This window comes from Pseudarthrobacter chlorophenolicus (assembly GCF_000962805.1).
Taxonomy (GTDB): domain Bacteria; phylum Actinomycetota; class Actinomycetes; order Actinomycetales; family Micrococcaceae; genus Arthrobacter; species Arthrobacter chlorophenolicus_A.
This window is the reverse complement of sequence record NZ_JZTW01000001.1, coordinates 96,385-113,115: the sequence shown is the minus strand read 5'-3', so window position 1 is coordinate 113,115 and position 16,731 is coordinate 96,385. Positions and strand designations below refer to the sequence as shown.

Below are 16,731 nucleotides of genomic sequence, written 5' to 3'. Positions count from 1 at the left end.
GGGCACCAGGGCCTGTCCTCCCCGGCTCCCTCTGCACAGGCCGGCGCGAGTAGCCGCTGCAGTCCACCGGCGGCAATGGATGCAGACGCGGAACAGGCCTGCCCAGCATGAAGCGGCTCCCCCTCGATGACCTCTCGGACACCATCGCACGCATCCACGGGCTGCTGCTGACCGAGGAACAAGCACGCCACGCCGTCGCCCTGATGGCCCGGGCCATCAAGGAATCCCTCCCCGGCAATCCCGAAGCCGGGGTGTCCATCCTGGACGCCGGCGGCAACCGGATCAGCAGTGCCGCCACCCATCCCCTCGTGGAGCAGCTGGACGCCGTCCAGTACGAACTCGACGAAGGCCCGTGCCTCACCGCATGGTCCGCCGAAGAAGTGGTGATTGTGGAGGACGTCCGCACTGACCAGCGGTGGCCCAACTGGCGTGCAGCTGTCCTGGACACGGCAGTCCGTTCCGTGGCCAGCGCTCCGCTGATGGCCGGCGGCCAGGCGCTGGGGGCCCTCAACATCTACTCCGCACTGCCGGGCCAGTACGGCGAGTCCACCGGCCGGGTGCTGCCCCTGTTCGCCGGAACTGCCGCCACCCTGCTGGCGCACATCCAGGGCACCGAGGTTCCGCTGCGGATGGCCGGCGAGCTCAAAACCACCCTGGCCACCCGGGACACCATCAACCGGGCCTGCGGGATGCTGATGGAGCGGCACGGCATCGGCCACGATGACGCCCTGGGCCGGCTGATCGCCTCGGCCAGGAATTCCGGGGGCACCCTGGCGGAGGTCAGCACGGAGCTGGTGGCCGGGGCTGCCCCTCCCGCTCCTCCCGGCATCTGACGCAAAGGCGCCTGACTCTCAGGCGGCTGACGCACTGCGGCGGCAGGCCGGCGTCGTACGTCCCGCCGTTCGCTATGACCGCGGCGCTGTGACCGCGGCCTCAGGCGTCGAAGTGGGTGCTGACGGTATCGTCGGCGGCTACTGAGGCGATGACCCGGGCGGCTATGTCCCGGAGCTTGATGTTGCGGGTGCTGGAGGCGCTCTTGAGGATGGCCATGGCCGTTTCCTGGCTGCACCGGTTCTGGCCCATGATGGCCCCGGCTGCGAGGTCGATGGTGGTACGGGAAGCCATAGCGGCGGCGAGGTCGTCGCGCGCATCCGTCAGGTGGGCGATCCGCAGTGCCAGACGCAGGGACTGACTGGCTTCCCGGGCGAACCGTTCGGCGGAGGCCACGGAGTCGGCGGGGAACGCATCCTTGCCGTCGGAGTACAGATTCAGGGCTGCCCGGGCATCACTGTCCACCGGGACGGGCACCGCCAGGATGGATTTGAGGGTCCCTTCGTTCACGGCCTCCAGGTACTCCGGCCAGCGGCTCTCATTGTGCAGGTCCGGCACATGGATGGTGGTGGCCAGGCGGATGGCAGACAGGCACGGGCCGTCATTGAAGGTGTACTGCACCTCATCCATGGCCCGGGCGCGGCCATCGCTGCTGGCCGCCGTTGCAGCCTTCTTCCGCCGCACCACGGTAACGGAACAGGACACCTGCTGCCCGGTGGACGACAGCTCGGCTGCGGCCTCGACGGCCAGGTCATGGAGGAATTCCTCAACGTGGGAACTGGTGAGGACCAGTTCGCCGAGGCGCTTGGCTACCGGCTCGTCGGTTTTGTCTGTGGCCATGGAGGGCTTCCTGGTGCTGCCCGGCAGACCTTCCCACGGACTGAACCGGGACCCGAGCCGCCCAGGACCGGACGGCAATTCCAGCCTACTCCCACGGCAGGGCTTCGCCGCCTTGCCGGTGTCATTGCCTGTTTTTCGACGCGCAACCCCGCCACCGACGCGCGCCTTCTTGGGCGCCCCGGATATCTGGGGTACGTCAACGAACTTGCGCGTCGAAACCGGATCAGCGCGTCGAAACCGCATGTGCGCGTCGAAACCGGATCAGCGCGTCGAAGCCGCATCAGCGCGTTGCCGGCGGGCGCGAAGTGACGTCAGCCAGCCAGGGCCAGCAGCACTCCGCCGGCCGCGCCCACCAGCACCACGGCCCAGGGCGGCGTCTTCCACGCGATGAGCAGCACGAAGCAGAGCAGGCCCAGGCAGAACGGCCCCGGCCCGGTGACGGCGGTGGTGAACAGCGGGTTGTACAGGGCGGCGGCCAGGATGCCCACCACGGCAGCGTTGGCGCCCCGCATCAGGGCCTGTGCCCCGGGCCGGGACCGCCAGGAGTTCCAGAACGGCAGCACGCCGGTGAGCAGCAGGAACCCGGGCAGGACGATGCCGGCGAGCGCGACGGCGGCACCCGCCACGCCGCCCGGACCGTACCCGGACGCCGTGCCCAGGTAGGCCGCGAAGGTGAACAGCGGGCCCGGCACCGCCTGCGCGGCGCCGTAACCTGCCAGGAACTGCTGGCTGGTGACCCAGCCCGGATCCACCACGCCGGCCTGGAGCAGGGGCAGGACCACATGGCCGCCGCCGAACACCAGTGCGCCGGCCCGGTAGAACGCCTCGAACAGGGTGATCCCGGCCGAACCCGTAGCCAGCGCCAGTACCGGCAGGCCCAGCAGCAAAAGCACGAACAGGACCAGGCAGGTGATTCCCGCGGTCCGGCTGACGGGAAAGCGCAGGTGGCCGGTCAGGTCTGTGGTGCCCCGCCGGCAGACCAGCAGCCCGGCGAGCGCGCCGAACAGGATGGCCGTTATCTGGCCGAGCGACCCGGCCAGCAGCGTGGCGGACAGGGCAGCGACCACGGCGATCGCCGCCCGCTCCCGGTCCGGAGTGAGGGCTTTGGCCATGCCCCATACCGCCTGGGCCACGATGGCCACCGCCACGATCTTCAGTCCGGTGAGAATGCCGGTGCCGACGGTGCCCTGGAACAGCGCGGCACCCAGCGCGAAGGCGACCAGCAGCGCCGCGGACGGGAGGGTGAAGGCGAGGAACGCGGCCAGGGCGCCAAGGGGGCCGGCGCGGTGCAGCCCCAGGCCGAAGCCCACCTGGCTGGAGGCAGGCCCGGGAAGGAACTGGCACAGCGCCACCAGGTCCGCGTATTCCCTGTCGTCCACCCATTTGCGGCGCCGGACCAGTTCGTCGCGGAAATAACCCAGGTGCGCGATGGGGCCGCCAAACGAGGTAACCCCCAGTTTGAGGAACACGCCGAACACTTCCCAGGCCGAGCCGCGGCGTGGGGTTGCCGGCTCGCCGGTCACGGTGCAGCCACGGTCATCGGCGGTGGGGTCATGGCCCCATTATGCAGCGGATTGACACGGGCCAAGGACCATTGCTCCACTGGAGGGGCGCACGCCCGCTACCTCTCAAGGAGAACCCCATGAGCAACGAACAGCTGATCATCATCGGCTCCGGCCCCGCGGGCTACACCGCCGCCATTTACGCCGCCCGGGCAGGCCTGGCCCCGCTGGTGCTGGCCGGTTCCGTCACCGCGGGCGGTGCGCTGATGAACACCACCGAGGTGGAAAACTTCCCCGGCTTCCCCGGCGGCATCCAGGGTCCCGAACTGATGGACGGGCTGCAGCAGCAGGCCGAGAAGTTCGGCGCCAAGGTGGTGTTCGACGACGTCACGTCCGTTGACCTGAAGGGTTCGGTCAAGCGCGTGGTCACCGGCGCCGGGGAGACCCACGAGGCACCTGCTGTCATCCTGGCCACCGGCTCCGCGTACAAGGAACTGGGCCTGCCCGAGGAAAAGAAGCTGTCCGGCCACGGCGTGTCCTGGTGCGCCACCTGCGACGGTTTCTTCTTCCGCGAGCAGGACATCATTGTGGTGGGCGGCGGCGACTCCGCCATGGAGGAAGCAACTTTCCTTACCCGCTTCGGGAAGTCCGTGACCGTCGTGGTCCGCAAGGGCGAACTGCGGGCCTCCCGCATCATGGCGCAGCGGGCCAAGGACAACCCCAAGATCCGGTTCGAATGGAACTCCGCCATCACTGCCATCCACGGCGACACCAAGGTCACCGGCGTCACCCTGGCGGACACCCGCTCCGGCGAAACCAGGGAGCTCGGCGCCACGGGGATCTTCGTGGCGATCGGCCACCTGCCGCGCACCGAACTTCTGACGGGCCAGGTGGACCTGGATGACGAGGGCTACATCAAGGTGGACTCCCCCACCACGTGCACCAACCTCTCCGGCGTCTTCGCGTGCGGTGACGCCGTGGACCACCGCTACCGCCAGGCCATTACCGCCGCGGGTACCGGCTGCGCCGCGGCCCTGGATGCGGAGCGGTACCTGGCCGCCCTGGACGACGCCTCGAGCATCGCCACCGCCCTGGTGGAGGAACCCACGCACAGCTGACGCCGCCGCCCCGCCGGCCACGGGCAATCCCGGGTCAACGTCACGGCAACCCGGATGCTCTATCACTTTTGGTCCCCAAACCGCCGATTTGGGGACCAAAAGTGATAGAGCAACGGAGAGGGTTCTTCCCGGGCAGCTGACGCCGCACCAGCCCGCGTGGGCCCGGAAACTGGTTCCGGGAAAGCCTTGCCGCCCACAGACCTATAAGTACACTTAGTATATTGATCCGATGGGCTTGGGAGAGGCTGCTGCTCCTCCCCGGGGAGGGCTCCCAGCACAAAGGCGGCAACCCCATGTCCGGAAATTCAAGAGCTCCGCTGTCAGTCCATGAGGAAGTTGCGCTCCTGGACCTCCAGCTGCAGGCGCTGGAAATCATCGAAGAAATCATGAGCGGCACAGACCCGGCAGAAGCCGGTGCCCGCGCCTCCCTCAGCCTGTTCGTGGACCGCAATCCGGGCCAGCCCCAGCGGGCCCTGCTGCTCCACATGCTGAGCATCCGGCGCACCAACCTCAGCTGACACAGGAATAACACCCTGCGGAAACACTCCTGCAACCTCGCTACGGCAAGCTGGGCGTACGGGGACACAACCAGCAGGAGGCAGCCCGCATGGAGGCACAGGGAGTCAGTACCGCTCAGCTCCGTATTGGAGACAACATCGAGGCGTGGCACCGGGGCAAGCTGTTCCACAGCGGCCGGGTGACCGGGGTGGTGCCCGCGCTGGATCTTTTCTGGATCCTGGACGCCCGGACCGGCGCGCGCAAGCTGCTGGACCCGGAGGCCCTGGAGATCCGCCACGTGGAGGCACCCGCGGACCCCCTGCTGGGACTCGCCCCGGCCTAGCCGGCCACAGATAAACCACGACGCCGGCACACGGGTGCGTGCCGGCGTCGTGCGTTCCTGAAGGCTCCGGTCAGGCGCGGCCCTGGTAGACGTCCGGGATGCCATCCTGGTCCGCGTCAACCTTTTCCAGCTCCTCGGCCTGCCGGTACTGCCGGTTCCGGGTGCGGAGGATGACGCTGGCCAGAACGGCGGCAAGCAGCGATGCGGTGAGGATGCCCACCTTGGCGTGGTCGTCGTGGAGGCTGCCCTGGCCAAAGCTGAGCTCGGCCACCAGGAGCGACACCGTGAAGCCGATGCCGGCCAGCAGTGCCACGCCGAAGATGTCGATCCACCGGTAGGAATCGTCAAGCTTCGCCTTGGTGGTCTTGGTCACGAGCCAGGTGGTGCCCAGGATGCCGATCGGCTTGCCCAGGACCAGCGCCAGGATGATGCCCAGCGCCACCGGGTCCGCGAGCGCCGACACGAAACCGTCCCATCCGCCCACCGCTACCCCGGCCGAGAAGAAGGCGAACACGGGGACGGCAACACCAGCGGAGATGGGCCGGAACCGGTGCTCGAAGATTTCCGCGAGCCCCGGGCCGGCCTCCGGCCCGCCGCTGGCCTGCGACCGGAGCACCGGCACCGCGAAGCCCAGCAGCACGCCGGCAACGGTGGCGTGGATGCCGGAGGCGTGCACCAGCGCCCAGGCGGCGAAACCCAGCGGCAGCAGGATCAGCCAGGCCGCGGCGGCATGGGTGCCGAAGAACCGGCGGTACTTCTGGACCAGGAATGTGAAGATGCCCAGCGGGACCAGCGCCAGGAGCAGCGGCACAATCTGGAGGTCGCTGGAATAGAAGAACGCGATGATGCTGATGGCGATCAGGTCGTCCACCACGGCCAGGGTCAGCAGGAAGATCCGCAGCGCGCTGGGCAGGTGCGATCCGATGACGGCCAGCACGGCCACGGCGAACGCGATGTCCGTGGCGGTGGGGATGGCCCAGCCGCGGAGCGTGTCCGGGTTGGCGGCATTGACGACGACATAGATCACCGCGGGGGCCAGCACACCTCCGGCGGCGGCCAGCACCGGGACGATGGACGTGCTGATCTGGCGGAGGTCGCCCGCCACGAATTCGCGCTTGAGCTCGAGTCCCACCAGGAAGAAGAAGACCGCCAGGAGCCCGTCGGCCGCCCAGGCGCCAAGACTCAGCTCGAGGTGCCAGGGCGCGTAGCCCACGGTGATGTCACGAAGGGCGAAGTAGCTGTCCGACGCAGGTGAGTTGGCCCAGATGAGGGCTATCACGGCAGCGGCCACCAGCAGGGCACCGCCCACCGTTTCCTTGCGCAGGATCTCGCCGATCCGCAGGGCCTCGGCGTAGGAGCCGCGGGCCAGGATCGGACGGCGGGGCTGGGGTTGGTGCTTGTGCGGGGGCTGCGGGGCGGAGGTCATGGCAGGGTCCTGACTTTGGGGGTCGGCGAAACTATGCCGACCAGACTTCCCGGCGCACCTTCAACCATCGTAACGGCCTTTGGGCGGTGCACACGAAACGGCCTGCTTGCGTATGACAAGACCTGCCGGAAACGGTGCGCTAGCGTCATTGGCACGGTATTCACGATCCTGGGGGAACAGATGATGAAGCTCAAACCCGCGGCGACGGTGGCCGTGCTGACGGTTCCGCTGCTGCTCGGCGGCTGCGCGAGCGACGGATACGGCATTGATGCGCTGAAAGCACCTGCCGGACCTGAGGATGTGCTCCCGTACGATGCCAACTTCCTGGAACAGGTTGATCCCGCCACCTTGCGTTTCCTGGTGGAAGATGACGGCCGGAAGTTCTTTGCAGCGCAGAGCTCTGATGGCGCCCAGGCCTGCCTTGCCGTGGTCAACGTGAACCAGCGAGTCACCGATTACGCGGGATGCGCGGTGGCAGCCGGCAGCTCCAGCAACAAGATCGTGACCGTCAGCGGAACCGACAAGAGGCCCGCCGTCCTGGTGCCGGACTATGCCGACGCCGTCCAACTGGAATCCGAAGGCCTGAGGCGTATCCACCAGAACGTGTACGTGGGCCAGTAGCCGGCCTATTTCGCCAGGAATTCGATCAGCACCCTGTTCCACTCCGCCGCGTGGCTCACGTTGCAGCCATGCGGCGCATCCTTGATGACATGGACCTCGCTGTTCGCCAGCGCGGCGTGCGTCCGCTGGCCGGAACCTTCGAACGGTACGGTGGCATCGCCGTCGCCGTGGATCACCAATGCCGGGACGGTGACATCCGCGAGGTCGCCCCGGAAGTCGGTCCCGCCGAAGGCCGCCATGCAGGCCAGGGCCGCGTTCTGGTTAGCCTGCCCGCACATGGCACCGGCTTCTTTTCGCTGCACCTCGCTGACCTTGAGGACTCCGTCCACTGAGAAGAACTCGCGGGTGAAGGAATCGTAGAAAGCTGTCTCGTCCTTGACGAGGTCCTCGGCCATGCCGTCCGCCTGCTCAGGGGTCAGGGGACCGTCCGGGTTGTCGTCCGTCTGCAGAAGGTAGGGCGTCACGGCGGAGGCGAAGACCACGCTGCGGATCCTCGCCGGTCCGTACAGGCCGAGGTAGCGTGCCACCTCACCGCCGCCCATGGAAAAGCCCACCAGGGTCACGTCCGTCAGGTCCAGTTCCACCAGGACCTTCTGCAGGTCCTCGGCCAGGACATCGTAGTTGTAGCCTGCCGGCGGCTTGCTGCTGAGGCCAAACCCCCTGCGGTCATAGGTGATGGGGCGGTAACCGGCCTCCTGCAGCGCCGGGATCTGCTCCTCGAATGATTTCCCGGAGAGCGGCCATCCGTGGATGAGGACCACCGGGCGGCCCGCTCCGCCGGCATCGTCCACATGCAGGTTGGTGTCCTTGAACAGCCCGTGGTGGGCGGTAACTTCGGTCATGGCTGACCTTCCGATATGCGGTTTCCGGGCTTCGGTTGAAGTCCGAACTCCAGTCATTCGGCAGCATGCTGACCTTCGGATGGGTGCGGCATTGGGGTTTCAGCCCGCCCCGGGAACGCCCGCCCGGCGTCAGCCTGCGGGGCGGCGCCCGGGTCCCGGGCGTACCGCCGGAGGGCGGGGCGCGGGCCCGGGGACGGCGGAGCGCGCGGCAGCTACCGCGGACGGTGCGGGTGCGGCCCGGCGCTCCGGTGTTGCCCGGCGATCCCGGGCAGCCTGGTGTTCCCTGGACTTGTCCTGGCTCCCCGACGCTGCGGGCAACCGGTCGGCAATTGCCCTGACGGCCCTGACCAGGTATTCCCGGGCATCCTCCGAGTTGGCCAGCTGCACCAGCTCCGCCGCCACTGCCACGAGCTTGACGTTCCGGTGGCTGCTGGTGGCCACCAGCTGCTGGAACGCTTCATCGGAGCCGATGCCGAGCAGGCCCATGAGGATTCCCCTCGCCTGGTCGATGACGGTTCGCGATGCGGTGGCGCCCGCCACCGCATCGCGTGCGGTCTGCTCGGTTTCGCGCTGCAGGGTTGAGGTGAGGTCCACCATCACTCCCTCAATCACGGTGACCTTGCCGTCCGGGCCAACGATGCCCTCGCCGGAGGACAGCACGCGCTTGGTTTTGCCTTTGGCATCGATGATCCGGTGGTACATGCAGAAATACCCGCCGGTCTGGGCAACCTGGGCCACGATGGCTTCGCAGCGCGGCCGGTCCTTGGGGTGCTTGTGGGCGAACAGCAGGTCCAGGGTGGGAACCACGTCCCCGCGGCGGTAGCCATGCAGCTGGTACATCCCGTCGGACCAAGAGAGTTTCCAGCCGTCCACCTCGGCCGTGTAGGTGCCGGCGATGCAGTCGTCGTCCCCCAAAGCGCTCGAGTACGTGTAAGGGCCGGGCACGTCCTTCACAGGGGCCACCTCCGTGTAGCATCCGTTCCGCCGCACAGGCATGCTCCGCCCGTGTGGGCCTTTATACCAGTATGACAAGAGCCAGATTAAGTTGGTAGGCCGGGGCGCCCCTCCCCTCGGTCACACGCTGCACGGAACGCTTGACTGAAATACCCCCTAGGGGTATGTTGTGTGTGTTGTCAGTGAAGTGGTATGTCCCGGCCGGCGTTTCCAAGCGCTCCGCTTTCACAGCCGTTCAACCCCAGCGCCTGCTTGTCCATAAGGATTCTTCCTTCGCCAAGAAAAGGACCTGACTCCCATGCAAGACCATTCCCGTCACCATCACGACGCCGGCCGTGAATCCGCCGGCACGGTCACCGATGCCCGGGCTGCTGCTGCCCCTGCCGGGCACGGGCAAGCTCCCGGCCACACCAACGCTGCGGCATCCCTGCAGGACGGCGCCCACCCGCACCCCGATGACGGCCACACCGTCCATACCTCCGGCCAGCACGCTGGGCACAGCACCGCCATGTTCAAGAACAGGTTCTGGCTCACGCTTGCCCTGTCGGTTCCCGTGGTCTTCTTCAGCCCCATGGTGGGCCATCTCCTGGGCTACATGGCGCCCATGTTTCCGGGCTCGGCCTGGATCCCGCCGGTCCTGGGAACCGTCATCTTCCTCTACGGCGGCCAGCCATTCCTCAAGGGCGGCCTGCAGGAGCTGAAGGACCGCCAGCCCGGCATGATGCTGCTGATCGCCATGGCCATCACAGTGGCGTTCACCGCCTCCTGGGTCACCAGCCTGGGCCTGGGCGGCTTCGACCTGGATTTCTGGTGGGAGCTGGCGCTCCTGGTGGCCATCATGCTGCTGGGCCACTGGATCGAGATGCGTGCCCTCGGATCGGCGCAGGGAGCATTGGACGCCCTCGCCGCACTGCTGCCGGACGACGCCGAACGCGTCACGGCATCCGGCACCGAGACCGTCCCCGTGTCCGAACTGCGGCCAGGCGACCTGGTCCTGGTCCGCCCAGGAGCCCGGATGCCCGCCGACGGCACGGTGGCTGAGGGCCGCGCCGAGTTCGACGAGTCCATGATCACCGGCGAATCCAAGACCGTTCCGCGCGGACCCGGTGACGCCGTGGTGGCGGGAACCGTGGCCACCGACTCAGGGGTGCGCGTCCGCGTCACAGCCGTGGGGGAAGACACCGCGCTGGCCGGCATCCAGCGGCTGGTGGCCGAAGCCCAGGCGTCGTCCTCCCGCGCCCAGGCCCTGGCCGACCGTGCCGCAGCCTTCCTCTTCTACTTCGCCGCCGGCGCAGGTGTCCTGACGTTCATCGCCTGGACCCTGCTGGGCAGCGTGCCGGAAGCGGTCACCCGGACGGTGACGGTGCTGGTCATCGCCTGCCCGCACGCCCTGGGCCTGGCCATCCCGCTGGTGATCGCGATCTCCACGGAACAGGCCGCCCGCGCCGGGGTGCTGATCAAGAGCCGGATGGCGCTGGAGCGCATGCGGACCATTGATGTGGTGCTCTTCGACAAGACCGGCACCCTCACCAAGGGCGAGCCCGAGCTCCGGGACATCGCAACAACAGGGTCCCTGGACGCTGACAGCCTGCTGTCCCTCGCCGCCGCCGTTGAATCCGACAGCGAGCATCCCGCCGCCCGGGCCATCGTCCGCGCGGCGCGGAACCGCGGCCTCACCGTCCCTGCCGCGTCCGGCTTCTCGGCGCTGGCGGGCCGCGGGGTACAGGCAACCGTGGCCGGCCGCCCGCTGTACGTGGGCGGGCCGGCGCTCCTGCGCGAGCTTGGCGCCGTCGAGCCTTCCGGCCTGGCCGAGGCAACGCGCGGCTGGCGGGAGCGTGGCGCCTCTGTCCTGCACGTGCTCGACGGCGGCCGCGTCCTGGGTGCCGTCAGCCTGGAGGACGCCGTACGGCCGGAATCGCGGCAGGCAGTTGCGGCGCTGCAGAACCGCGGCGTCAAGGTAGCCATGATCACCGGCGACGCCCGGCAGGTGGCGCAGGCCGTGGCCGCGGACCTGAAGATCGACGAGGTGTTCGCCGAGGTACTGCCGGCGGACAAGGACAAGAAAGTGGCGGAGCTGCAGGGCCGCGGACTCAAGGTTGCCATGGTGGGCGACGGCGTGAACGACTCCCCGGCGCTGGCCCGCGCCGAGGTGGGCATCGCCATCGGCGCCGGGACGGATGTGGCCATGGAGTCGGCGGGCGTGGTGCTGGCCGGCAACGATCCGCGTGCGGTGTTGTCCATGGTGGACCTCTCCCGGGCGAGCTACCGCAAGATGTGGCAGAACCTGGTGTGGGCCACCGGTTACAACATCCTGTCCGTGCCGCTGGCCGCCGGCGTGCTCGCCTTCGCCGGCGTGGTCCTCTCACCGGCCGCCGGCGCCGTCCTGATGAGCGCCTCCACCATCGTGGTGGCGCTGAACGCCCAGCTGCTGCGGCGGCTCCGGCTCAACCCCGCCGAGGTGCGCTGATGCCGTCCGGTCTTCCGGTTTCCCGTCGCGTGGCGGCGCTGCTCCGCCGCTCGACGCTGCTGGCTGCGGTGCTGGCGGTGGTGGCGGGGATCTTCGGAATGCACGTCATGACGGCGGGCCACACCTCGCATGCGGCGCACGCCGGTGCCGCACCGGATCCCGGCGCTGCACAGTCCGCTGTTGACGCCGGGATGCCCGCCGCTGACAGGCATCCGGCCGGGCACCATGCGCACCTGGCCGGGAACGCCGGCGTCGCGCCTTCCCCTGATGCCGTGCGCTCCGCTGACCAGCGTTCCGTCCCCGGAGATTTAGTGGCTCGCCCGTACGTGGCCGAGCCGGCAGCCTGCACGCCGTCGCACCCCGGCGGCCAGGATGCCGCGGCCTCCTGCACCCCGCTGGCCAAGACGGGGTCGCTCTCTGCCGAGCCGCCCACGGCAATGCACAGTCACAGTGCCGGACGGCCAGCCAGCGCCGGCACTGTCACCGGCTATTCCCACATCGCTCCCAGCCCGTCGCCCTGCGAGCTGTCCATCAGCCGGACGTAAGCCGACTGCGCCGCGCGGCCCCCCCCGCGCACCAAGCCAGTTCAACTACTCCCCTGAAGGACCACCAATGACCACCAAATTCAAGACCCTGACCCTCGCCGCCGCCCTTGCAGCCTCCCTTGGCCTGGCAGGCTGTGCCACCGGATCCGGCAGCTCCGGCGGAAACACCATGCCCATGGACCACGGCAGCTCCGCGCCGATGTCCAGCATGATGCCGGACGCCAACGCGGACCATAACCAGGCGGACATCATGTTTTCCCAGATGATGATCCCGCACCACCAGCAGGCCGTGGAGATGAGCGACATCCTGCTGGCAAAGCCTGATATCCCCGCCCCGGTGGCCTCGCTGGCCACCCGGATCAAGGACGCGCAGACGCCCGAGATCAAGCAGATGACCGGCTGGCTGGAAGGCTGGAACGTGCCCACCATGATGGGCGACCACTCCGGCCACGGCATGGGCGGCATGGTTGACGACGACGGCATTGCCCGCCTTAAGGCCGCACAGGGCACCGACGCCGCCCGCCTCTTCCTCCAGCAGATGACCGGGCACCACGAGGGCGCCATCGACATGGCCCGGCAGGAAATCGGCTCCGGCAAGTACCCGCAGACCATCCAGCTGGCCCGGGACATCATCAAAGCCCAGGAAGCCGAAATCACTGAGATGAAAGAACTCCTGGCCGGCCTATGACTACTTTGCTCCGTCGCGCGCCCGCCAGTGGTGGGCGCGCGTGCGGGGTGGGGCGGCCGCCGTCGGGCGTGTGCGTGTTAAGTTGAGAGGCACGGACTGTACGGTCCCGGCACCGGCTGGAAAGAGTAACTTCCCTTGGATATCCCCGCACCAGTAAGAATCCTGACCGTCTGCACGGGCAACATCTGCCGCTCCCCTGTGGCCGAACGGCTGCTGCAAACAGGACTCAACCAGGTGGTGCCCGGCGGGTTCGAGGTGGCCAGTGCCGGAACCCGGGCCATGGTGGGAGACCCCATGCAGCCCATTTCGGCCGACATCGTGCGGACCTACGGCGGGACTCCGGACGGGTTCGAGGCCCGGCAGCTCAACTCCAGGATCCTTCGCGGCGTTGACCTGGTGCTCACCATGACGTCCGGCCACCGCGGTGAGGTGCTGCAGCAGGACGCGTCGATGCTCAAACGGACGTTCACCATCCGCGAGTTCGCAAGGATGCTCGACGTGCTGGACGGCCGCGCCACCGAACCCCCCGCCGAGAATCACGGCGCCGACCCGCTGGCCGCGAACACCGCGTACTGGCGGACCCTTCCGGCCCGTGCCGCGGGTGTCCGCCACCTGGCCCTGCCGGCGGATTCCGCGGAGAACGACATCATTGACCCGTACCGGCGCTCCCCCGAGGTGTACCGGCAGATGGAGGACGAGCTGGCCCCCGCCATCGTGTCCATCCTGCGGCATGCCCGCCTCAACTCTCCGGTTCGCGGGAACGTCCCCAACTCGCTGTAGCGTTCCCGCAAGGCCTGGCTCCTGATATACAGCTGCTATGACGACGGCGGCACCCGGCTGTGTCCGGCACGTGACCACCCCGCAGGTGACAGTTTGGCCACGGCTGTAGCCAACCGGGCACCGGCGGGCGGACACTGATCCCACCACAGTCACGGTGAGATGAGGGGCACTATGAGCACACCAGGCGGTTCTGACCCATCAGGTCCTGCAGGACCCACCAACCCGGGCACCTCACAGCACGGCCGCTGGATGGTGGCGCACGGCCGCCGCCGGTGGATCGCCGCGTTGCTGGCCCTGGTCCTGGTGGCCGCCGCCGTCGTGGCTGTGGTGAGCCTCAACCGGGCCGGCAACGTCACGCCGCCAGCCGCCCAGGGCACCGCCACCCAAAGCGAATCCGCCTCCCCCACGCCGTCACTGACCCCGTCCGAAACGCCCCCGCCGCCGGCACCGGCGGCTCCTCCGCCGCCCCCACCCATCGCGGAACTGCCGCCCGGGGCCATGAACATCCTGGTGATCGGCAGCGACATCCGCGGCGGCACACCGGCAAAAGATGCCGCTGCGCACACGGCGGCCACCGGCGAAGCGCAGGACCACCGGGCGGACACCCTGATGGTGGTCCACGTCCCGGCCGACCGCAGCACGCTTTACCTCATCTCCATCAACCGCGACACGTGGGTGAACATCCCCGGCTACGGCGGCGCCAAGATCAACGCCGGGCTGGAATACGGCGGCATCGACATGCAGACCGCCGCCGTCCAGGAACTGCTGGGCATCACCATCAACCACACCCTGATGCTGGACTTCGGCGGGTTCAAGCTCCTGGTGGACGGCCTGAACGGCATCGACGTGGACGTGCCCATCGCTTTCCAGTCCACCATCGAGACCCAGCATGTGTTCCCCGCGGGCATGAACCACCTGGACGGGCAGGCGGCGCTGGAGTTCGTCCGCGAGCGCTACGCCTTTGCCGACGGCGACTTCCAGCGGGTCCGGGACCAGCAGATCATGCTCCGCGCCATCCTGGCCCGCCTCACCGGCGGCGGGGCGCTGAATGACGTCACGGCGGTGCGGTCCCTCGTGGAGTTCGCGTCCTGCTGCCTCACCGTGGACAAGGGCTTCGACCCGGTCCAGGCCGCCATCCTGGCCTACAGCCTGAGGAACCTGGATGCCAACGCGATCCGCAGCATGACGCTTCCCACCGCGGGGTCCGGGTTCGTTGCCGGGCAGTCGGTGCTGTTCCCGGATTACGGCGGCATCGCGGCGGTGGGTGCAGCCCTGCGAGAGGGCCGGATCGGCGAGCTCGCGAGGCAGTAACAGCGCCGGCCGGGCTTCCAGCGACACGCAAATCCGATGCCGACGCGCACGTTCGCTGGCGCGGACCAGATATGGGGTGCGCCAACGAACCTGCGCGTCTAACCCGAAGGTGCAGGTCGAGACTCCGGGTGCGGACCGAACCGGGCGCTGTTCAGCCCGGGCTTACCCGCCGTTCACCTTGCCGAAAAGCCCTGTGCGCACGGCACCTGAAGGGTGGAGGGCATGACTGACATTTCGCGCCGCACCATGGTCAAGGGCTCCGTGCTCGCCGCCGCACTGGCTTCCGCCCCGGCCGCAGCAAACGCCGCTGGGCCCGCCACACCCACCCTGTCACCCGCCGGGGTGGCCCTGGTCCGCAACCGGCTCACGCTCCCCAGCGGCATCGCCACCGGCGACGTCACGTCCGATTCGGCCGTCCTGTGGTCCCGGTCCTCGGAGGCCGGCCGCATGACGGCGGTGCTGCGGGCAGTGGACGACGGCGGCGAGGTCCTCCGCGGGCGGGGCGCCTTCGAGCGGGTCATCCGCGGGCCCCGGGCCACCCAGGCGTCCGACTTCACTGCCAAGATCCATGCCGGCAACCTCCCGTCCAACACCCGATTCGCCTTGGAGATCAGCTTCGAGGACGACGGCGGCGCGGCTGGTGAGGCCGCACGGGGCACCTTCCGCACGGCACCGGACAGGGGCGCCGTCAACGGCAAGGGACGCACCGGTGGCACAAGCAACGGAGGTGACGTCCCGGCGTCGTACGCGCAAAGCTTCGTCTGGACCGGAGACACCGCCGGCCAGGGCTGGGGCATCAACGAGGAGATCGGCGGGATGCGAGGCTACCGGGCCATGCACCAGACCCGGCCGGACTTCTTCATCCACTCGGGCGATACCGTGTACGCGGACGGCCCGCTCACGGAAACTGTGGTGGAAAAGGACAGGCGGGTGTGGCGGAACCTGGTGACCGAGGAGGTGTCCAAGGTGGCCGAGACGCTCACCGAGTTCCGCGGCCGGCACCGCTACAACATGATGGACGCCAACATGCGGGCCATGTTCGCCGACGTGCCGGTGATCGCCAACTGGGACGACCACGAGACCACCAACAACTGGTACCCCGGCGAGATCCTGGACGATCCGCGGTACACCGTCCGGAACGTCAACACCCTCGCGGCGCGCGGCCGGCAGGCCTGGCAGGAGAACATGCCCATCGCGGACAGCAGCGCGCTGTGGCGGCCCGGAACGTTCGACGATGCCGGGCAGTACCAGCCGGCCCGGATCTACCGGAAGATCTCCCGCGGCCCGCAGCTGGACATCTTCTGCCTGGACATGCGCACCTTCAAGTCCCCCAACACGGACGGCAAGGAAACCTACGCCACCAACATCCTGGGCCAGGAACAGGTGGCCTGGCTGATCCGGGAGGTCTCCAAGTCCAAGGCGACCTGGAAGGTCATTGCTGCGGACCTGCCGCTGGGCATCATCGTGCCGGACGGCGCCGTCAACCAGGAGAGCCTGGCCAACCGCGACGACGGAGCTCCCCTTGGCCGTGAGCTCGAGATCGCCGGGGTGCTGAGCGCGTTCAAGAAGAACCGGGTGAAGAACGTGGTGTGGCTGACCGCCGACGTGCACTACTGCGCCGCCCACCACTACTCGCCCGGGCGGGCCGCGTTCACCGACTTCGATCCGTTCTGGGAGTTCGTGGCCGGGCCCATCGCCGCCGGCTCCTTCGGGCCCAACGCCATGGACGGCACATTCGGCCCCGAGGTGGTATTTTCCAAAGCGGGCCGCTTTGCCGGCGAATCACCGCGCGACGGCGAAAACCAGTTCTTCGGGCACGTCCAGCTCGGCGAGGACAACAGCTTCACGGTGAGCCTGCGGAACGCCAACGGCGCCACGGTGTTCTCCAAGGTGCTGACCCCGGAGCGGTAGCTTCACCCCAGGTGCGGCAGGCGCACCCGGGTGCGCCGCCAACGTCGTCCGTTT

The 16,731-nt window shown here is 68.5% G+C and carries 16 protein-coding genes; 11 read left to right on the top strand and 5 right to left on the bottom strand.

Annotated elements, in window-relative coordinates; all coding sequences use genetic code 11:
- Positions 1-107 precede the first annotated feature (107 nt).
- Positions 108-833 (top strand): GAF and ANTAR domain-containing protein, encoded by a 726-nt coding sequence (locus UC32_RS00520; RefSeq protein ID WP_045729356.1) that lies wholly within the window; start codon positions 108-110, stop codon positions 831-833.
- 100 nt (positions 834-933) lie between these two features.
- Here UC32_RS00520 and UC32_RS00515 read toward each other — a convergent pair whose 3' ends face one another.
- Entirely contained in the window at positions 934-1,671 is a 738-nt protein-coding gene (locus UC32_RS00515) for a GAF and ANTAR domain-containing protein (protein ID WP_045729355.1), read from the bottom strand.
- A 311-nt stretch (positions 1,672-1,982) separates the two neighbouring features.
- Positions 1,983-3,194, bottom strand: a complete 1,212-nt coding sequence (gene chrA / locus UC32_RS00510; protein ID WP_045729354.1) for a chromate efflux transporter — start codon at positions 3,192-3,194, stop codon at positions 1,983-1,985.
- A gap of 119 nt (positions 3,195-3,313) precedes the next feature.
- On the opposite strand from chrA, the gene trxB reads away from it, so the two are divergent.
- From trxB to UC32_RS00495, 3 genes are all read left to right on the top strand, one after another.
- On the top strand, positions 3,314-4,291 hold the full coding sequence (gene trxB / locus UC32_RS00505; RefSeq protein WP_045729353.1) for a thioredoxin-disulfide reductase: 978 nt from the start codon (positions 3,314-3,316) through the stop codon (positions 4,289-4,291).
- Between the two features lie 293 nt (positions 4,292-4,584).
- Positions 4,585-4,809 (top strand): hypothetical protein, encoded by a 225-nt coding sequence (locus tag UC32_RS00500; RefSeq protein ID WP_045729352.1) that lies wholly within the window; start codon positions 4,585-4,587, stop codon positions 4,807-4,809.
- Between the two features lie 89 nt (positions 4,810-4,898).
- Complete coding sequence (locus UC32_RS00495) at positions 4,899-5,132, top strand: hypothetical protein (protein WP_045729351.1); 234 nt, start codon at positions 4,899-4,901, stop codon at positions 5,130-5,132.
- A 70-nt stretch (positions 5,133-5,202) separates the two neighbouring features.
- On the opposite strand, the gene nhaA is transcribed toward UC32_RS00495, so the two are convergent.
- Positions 5,203-6,558 (bottom strand): Na+/H+ antiporter NhaA, encoded by a 1,356-nt coding sequence (gene nhaA, locus UC32_RS00490; RefSeq protein ID WP_045729350.1) that lies wholly within the window; start codon positions 6,556-6,558, stop codon positions 5,203-5,205.
- 183 nt (positions 6,559-6,741) lie between these two features.
- Here nhaA and UC32_RS00485 point away from each other — a divergent pair, with 183 nt between their 5' ends.
- Entirely contained in the window at positions 6,742-7,179 is a 438-nt protein-coding gene (locus UC32_RS00485; RefSeq protein WP_045729349.1) for a hypothetical protein, read from the top strand.
- A 5-nt stretch (positions 7,180-7,184) separates the two neighbouring features.
- On the opposite strand, the gene UC32_RS00480 is transcribed toward UC32_RS00485, so the two are convergent.
- Complete coding sequence (locus tag UC32_RS00480) at positions 7,185-8,021, bottom strand: alpha/beta fold hydrolase (RefSeq protein ID WP_045729348.1); 837 nt, start codon at positions 8,019-8,021, stop codon at positions 7,185-7,187.
- A gap of 129 nt (positions 8,022-8,150) precedes the next feature.
- Complete coding sequence (locus UC32_RS00475) at positions 8,151-8,975, bottom strand: PAS and ANTAR domain-containing protein (protein WP_045729812.1); 825 nt, start codon at positions 8,973-8,975, stop codon at positions 8,151-8,153.
- Positions 8,976-9,273: 298 nt separating this feature from the next.
- Between UC32_RS00475 and UC32_RS00470 the strand changes: the two genes are divergently transcribed.
- The 6 genes from UC32_RS00470 (at position 9,274) to UC32_RS00445 (ending at position 16,677) form a co-directional block, all read left to right on the top strand.
- The gene (locus UC32_RS00470) at positions 9,274-11,442 is read left to right on the top strand and encodes a heavy metal translocating P-type ATPase (RefSeq protein WP_045729347.1); all 2,169 of its coding nucleotides are present in this window, start codon (positions 9,274-9,276) and stop codon (positions 11,440-11,442) included.
- Entirely contained in the window at positions 11,442-11,987 is a 546-nt protein-coding gene (locus UC32_RS19965; protein WP_052690481.1) for a hypothetical protein, read from the top strand. The genes UC32_RS00470 and UC32_RS19965 overlap by 1 nt, the downstream gene beginning before the upstream one ends.
- A gap of 67 nt (positions 11,988-12,054) precedes the next feature.
- Complete coding sequence (locus UC32_RS00460; RefSeq protein WP_045729346.1) at positions 12,055-12,675, top strand: DUF305 domain-containing protein; 621 nt, start codon at positions 12,055-12,057, stop codon at positions 12,673-12,675.
- Positions 12,676-12,810: 135 nt separating this feature from the next.
- Complete coding sequence (locus UC32_RS00455; protein ID WP_045729345.1) at positions 12,811-13,455, top strand: arsenate reductase/protein-tyrosine-phosphatase family protein; 645 nt, start codon at positions 12,811-12,813, stop codon at positions 13,453-13,455.
- Between the two features lie 171 nt (positions 13,456-13,626).
- Entirely contained in the window at positions 13,627-14,766 is a 1,140-nt protein-coding gene (locus UC32_RS00450; protein ID WP_045729344.1) for an LCP family protein, read from the top strand.
- 222 nt (positions 14,767-14,988) lie between these two features.
- Positions 14,989-16,677, top strand: coding sequence for an alkaline phosphatase D family protein (locus UC32_RS00445; RefSeq protein ID WP_045729343.1), 1,689 nt, complete (start codon positions 14,989-14,991; stop codon positions 16,675-16,677).
- The last annotated feature ends 54 nt before the right edge of the window (positions 16,678-16,731 follow it).

Bases quoted from the DNA above. Each gene is read 5' to 3' on its own strand.
- UC32_RS00445 (WP_045729343.1), top strand. From the start codon at position 14,989: ATGACTGACATTTCGCGCCGCACCATGGTCAAGGGCTCCGTGCTCGCC.
- UC32_RS00470 (WP_045729347.1), top strand. From the start codon at position 9,274: ATGCAAGACCATTCCCGTCACCATCACGACGCCGGCCGTGAATCCGCC.
- UC32_RS00520 (WP_045729356.1), top strand. From the start codon at position 108: ATGAAGCGGCTCCCCCTCGATGACCTCTCGGACACCATCGCACGCATC.
- UC32_RS00495 (WP_045729351.1), top strand. From the start codon at position 4,899: ATGGAGGCACAGGGAGTCAGTACCGCTCAGCTCCGTATTGGAGACAAC.
- UC32_RS19965 (WP_052690481.1), top strand. From the start codon at position 11,442: ATGCCGTCCGGTCTTCCGGTTTCCCGTCGCGTGGCGGCGCTGCTCCGC.
- nhaA (WP_045729350.1), bottom strand. From the start codon at position 6,558: ATGACCTCCGCCCCGCAGCCCCCGCACAAGCACCAACCCCAGCCCCGC.
- UC32_RS00485 (WP_045729349.1), top strand. From the start codon at position 6,742: ATGAAGCTCAAACCCGCGGCGACGGTGGCCGTGCTGACGGTTCCGCTG.
- UC32_RS00480 (WP_045729348.1), bottom strand. From the start codon at position 8,021: ATGACCGAAGTTACCGCCCACCACGGGCTGTTCAAGGACACCAACCTG.
- UC32_RS00500 (WP_045729352.1), top strand. From the start codon at position 4,585: ATGTCCGGAAATTCAAGAGCTCCGCTGTCAGTCCATGAGGAAGTTGCG.
- UC32_RS00450 (WP_045729344.1), top strand. From the start codon at position 13,627: ATGAGCACACCAGGCGGTTCTGACCCATCAGGTCCTGCAGGACCCACC.
- UC32_RS00515 (WP_045729355.1), bottom strand. From the start codon at position 1,671: ATGGCCACAGACAAAACCGACGAGCCGGTAGCCAAGCGCCTCGGCGAA.
- UC32_RS00460 (WP_045729346.1), top strand. From the start codon at position 12,055: ATGACCACCAAATTCAAGACCCTGACCCTCGCCGCCGCCCTTGCAGCC.
- trxB (WP_045729353.1), top strand. From the start codon at position 3,314: ATGAGCAACGAACAGCTGATCATCATCGGCTCCGGCCCCGCGGGCTAC.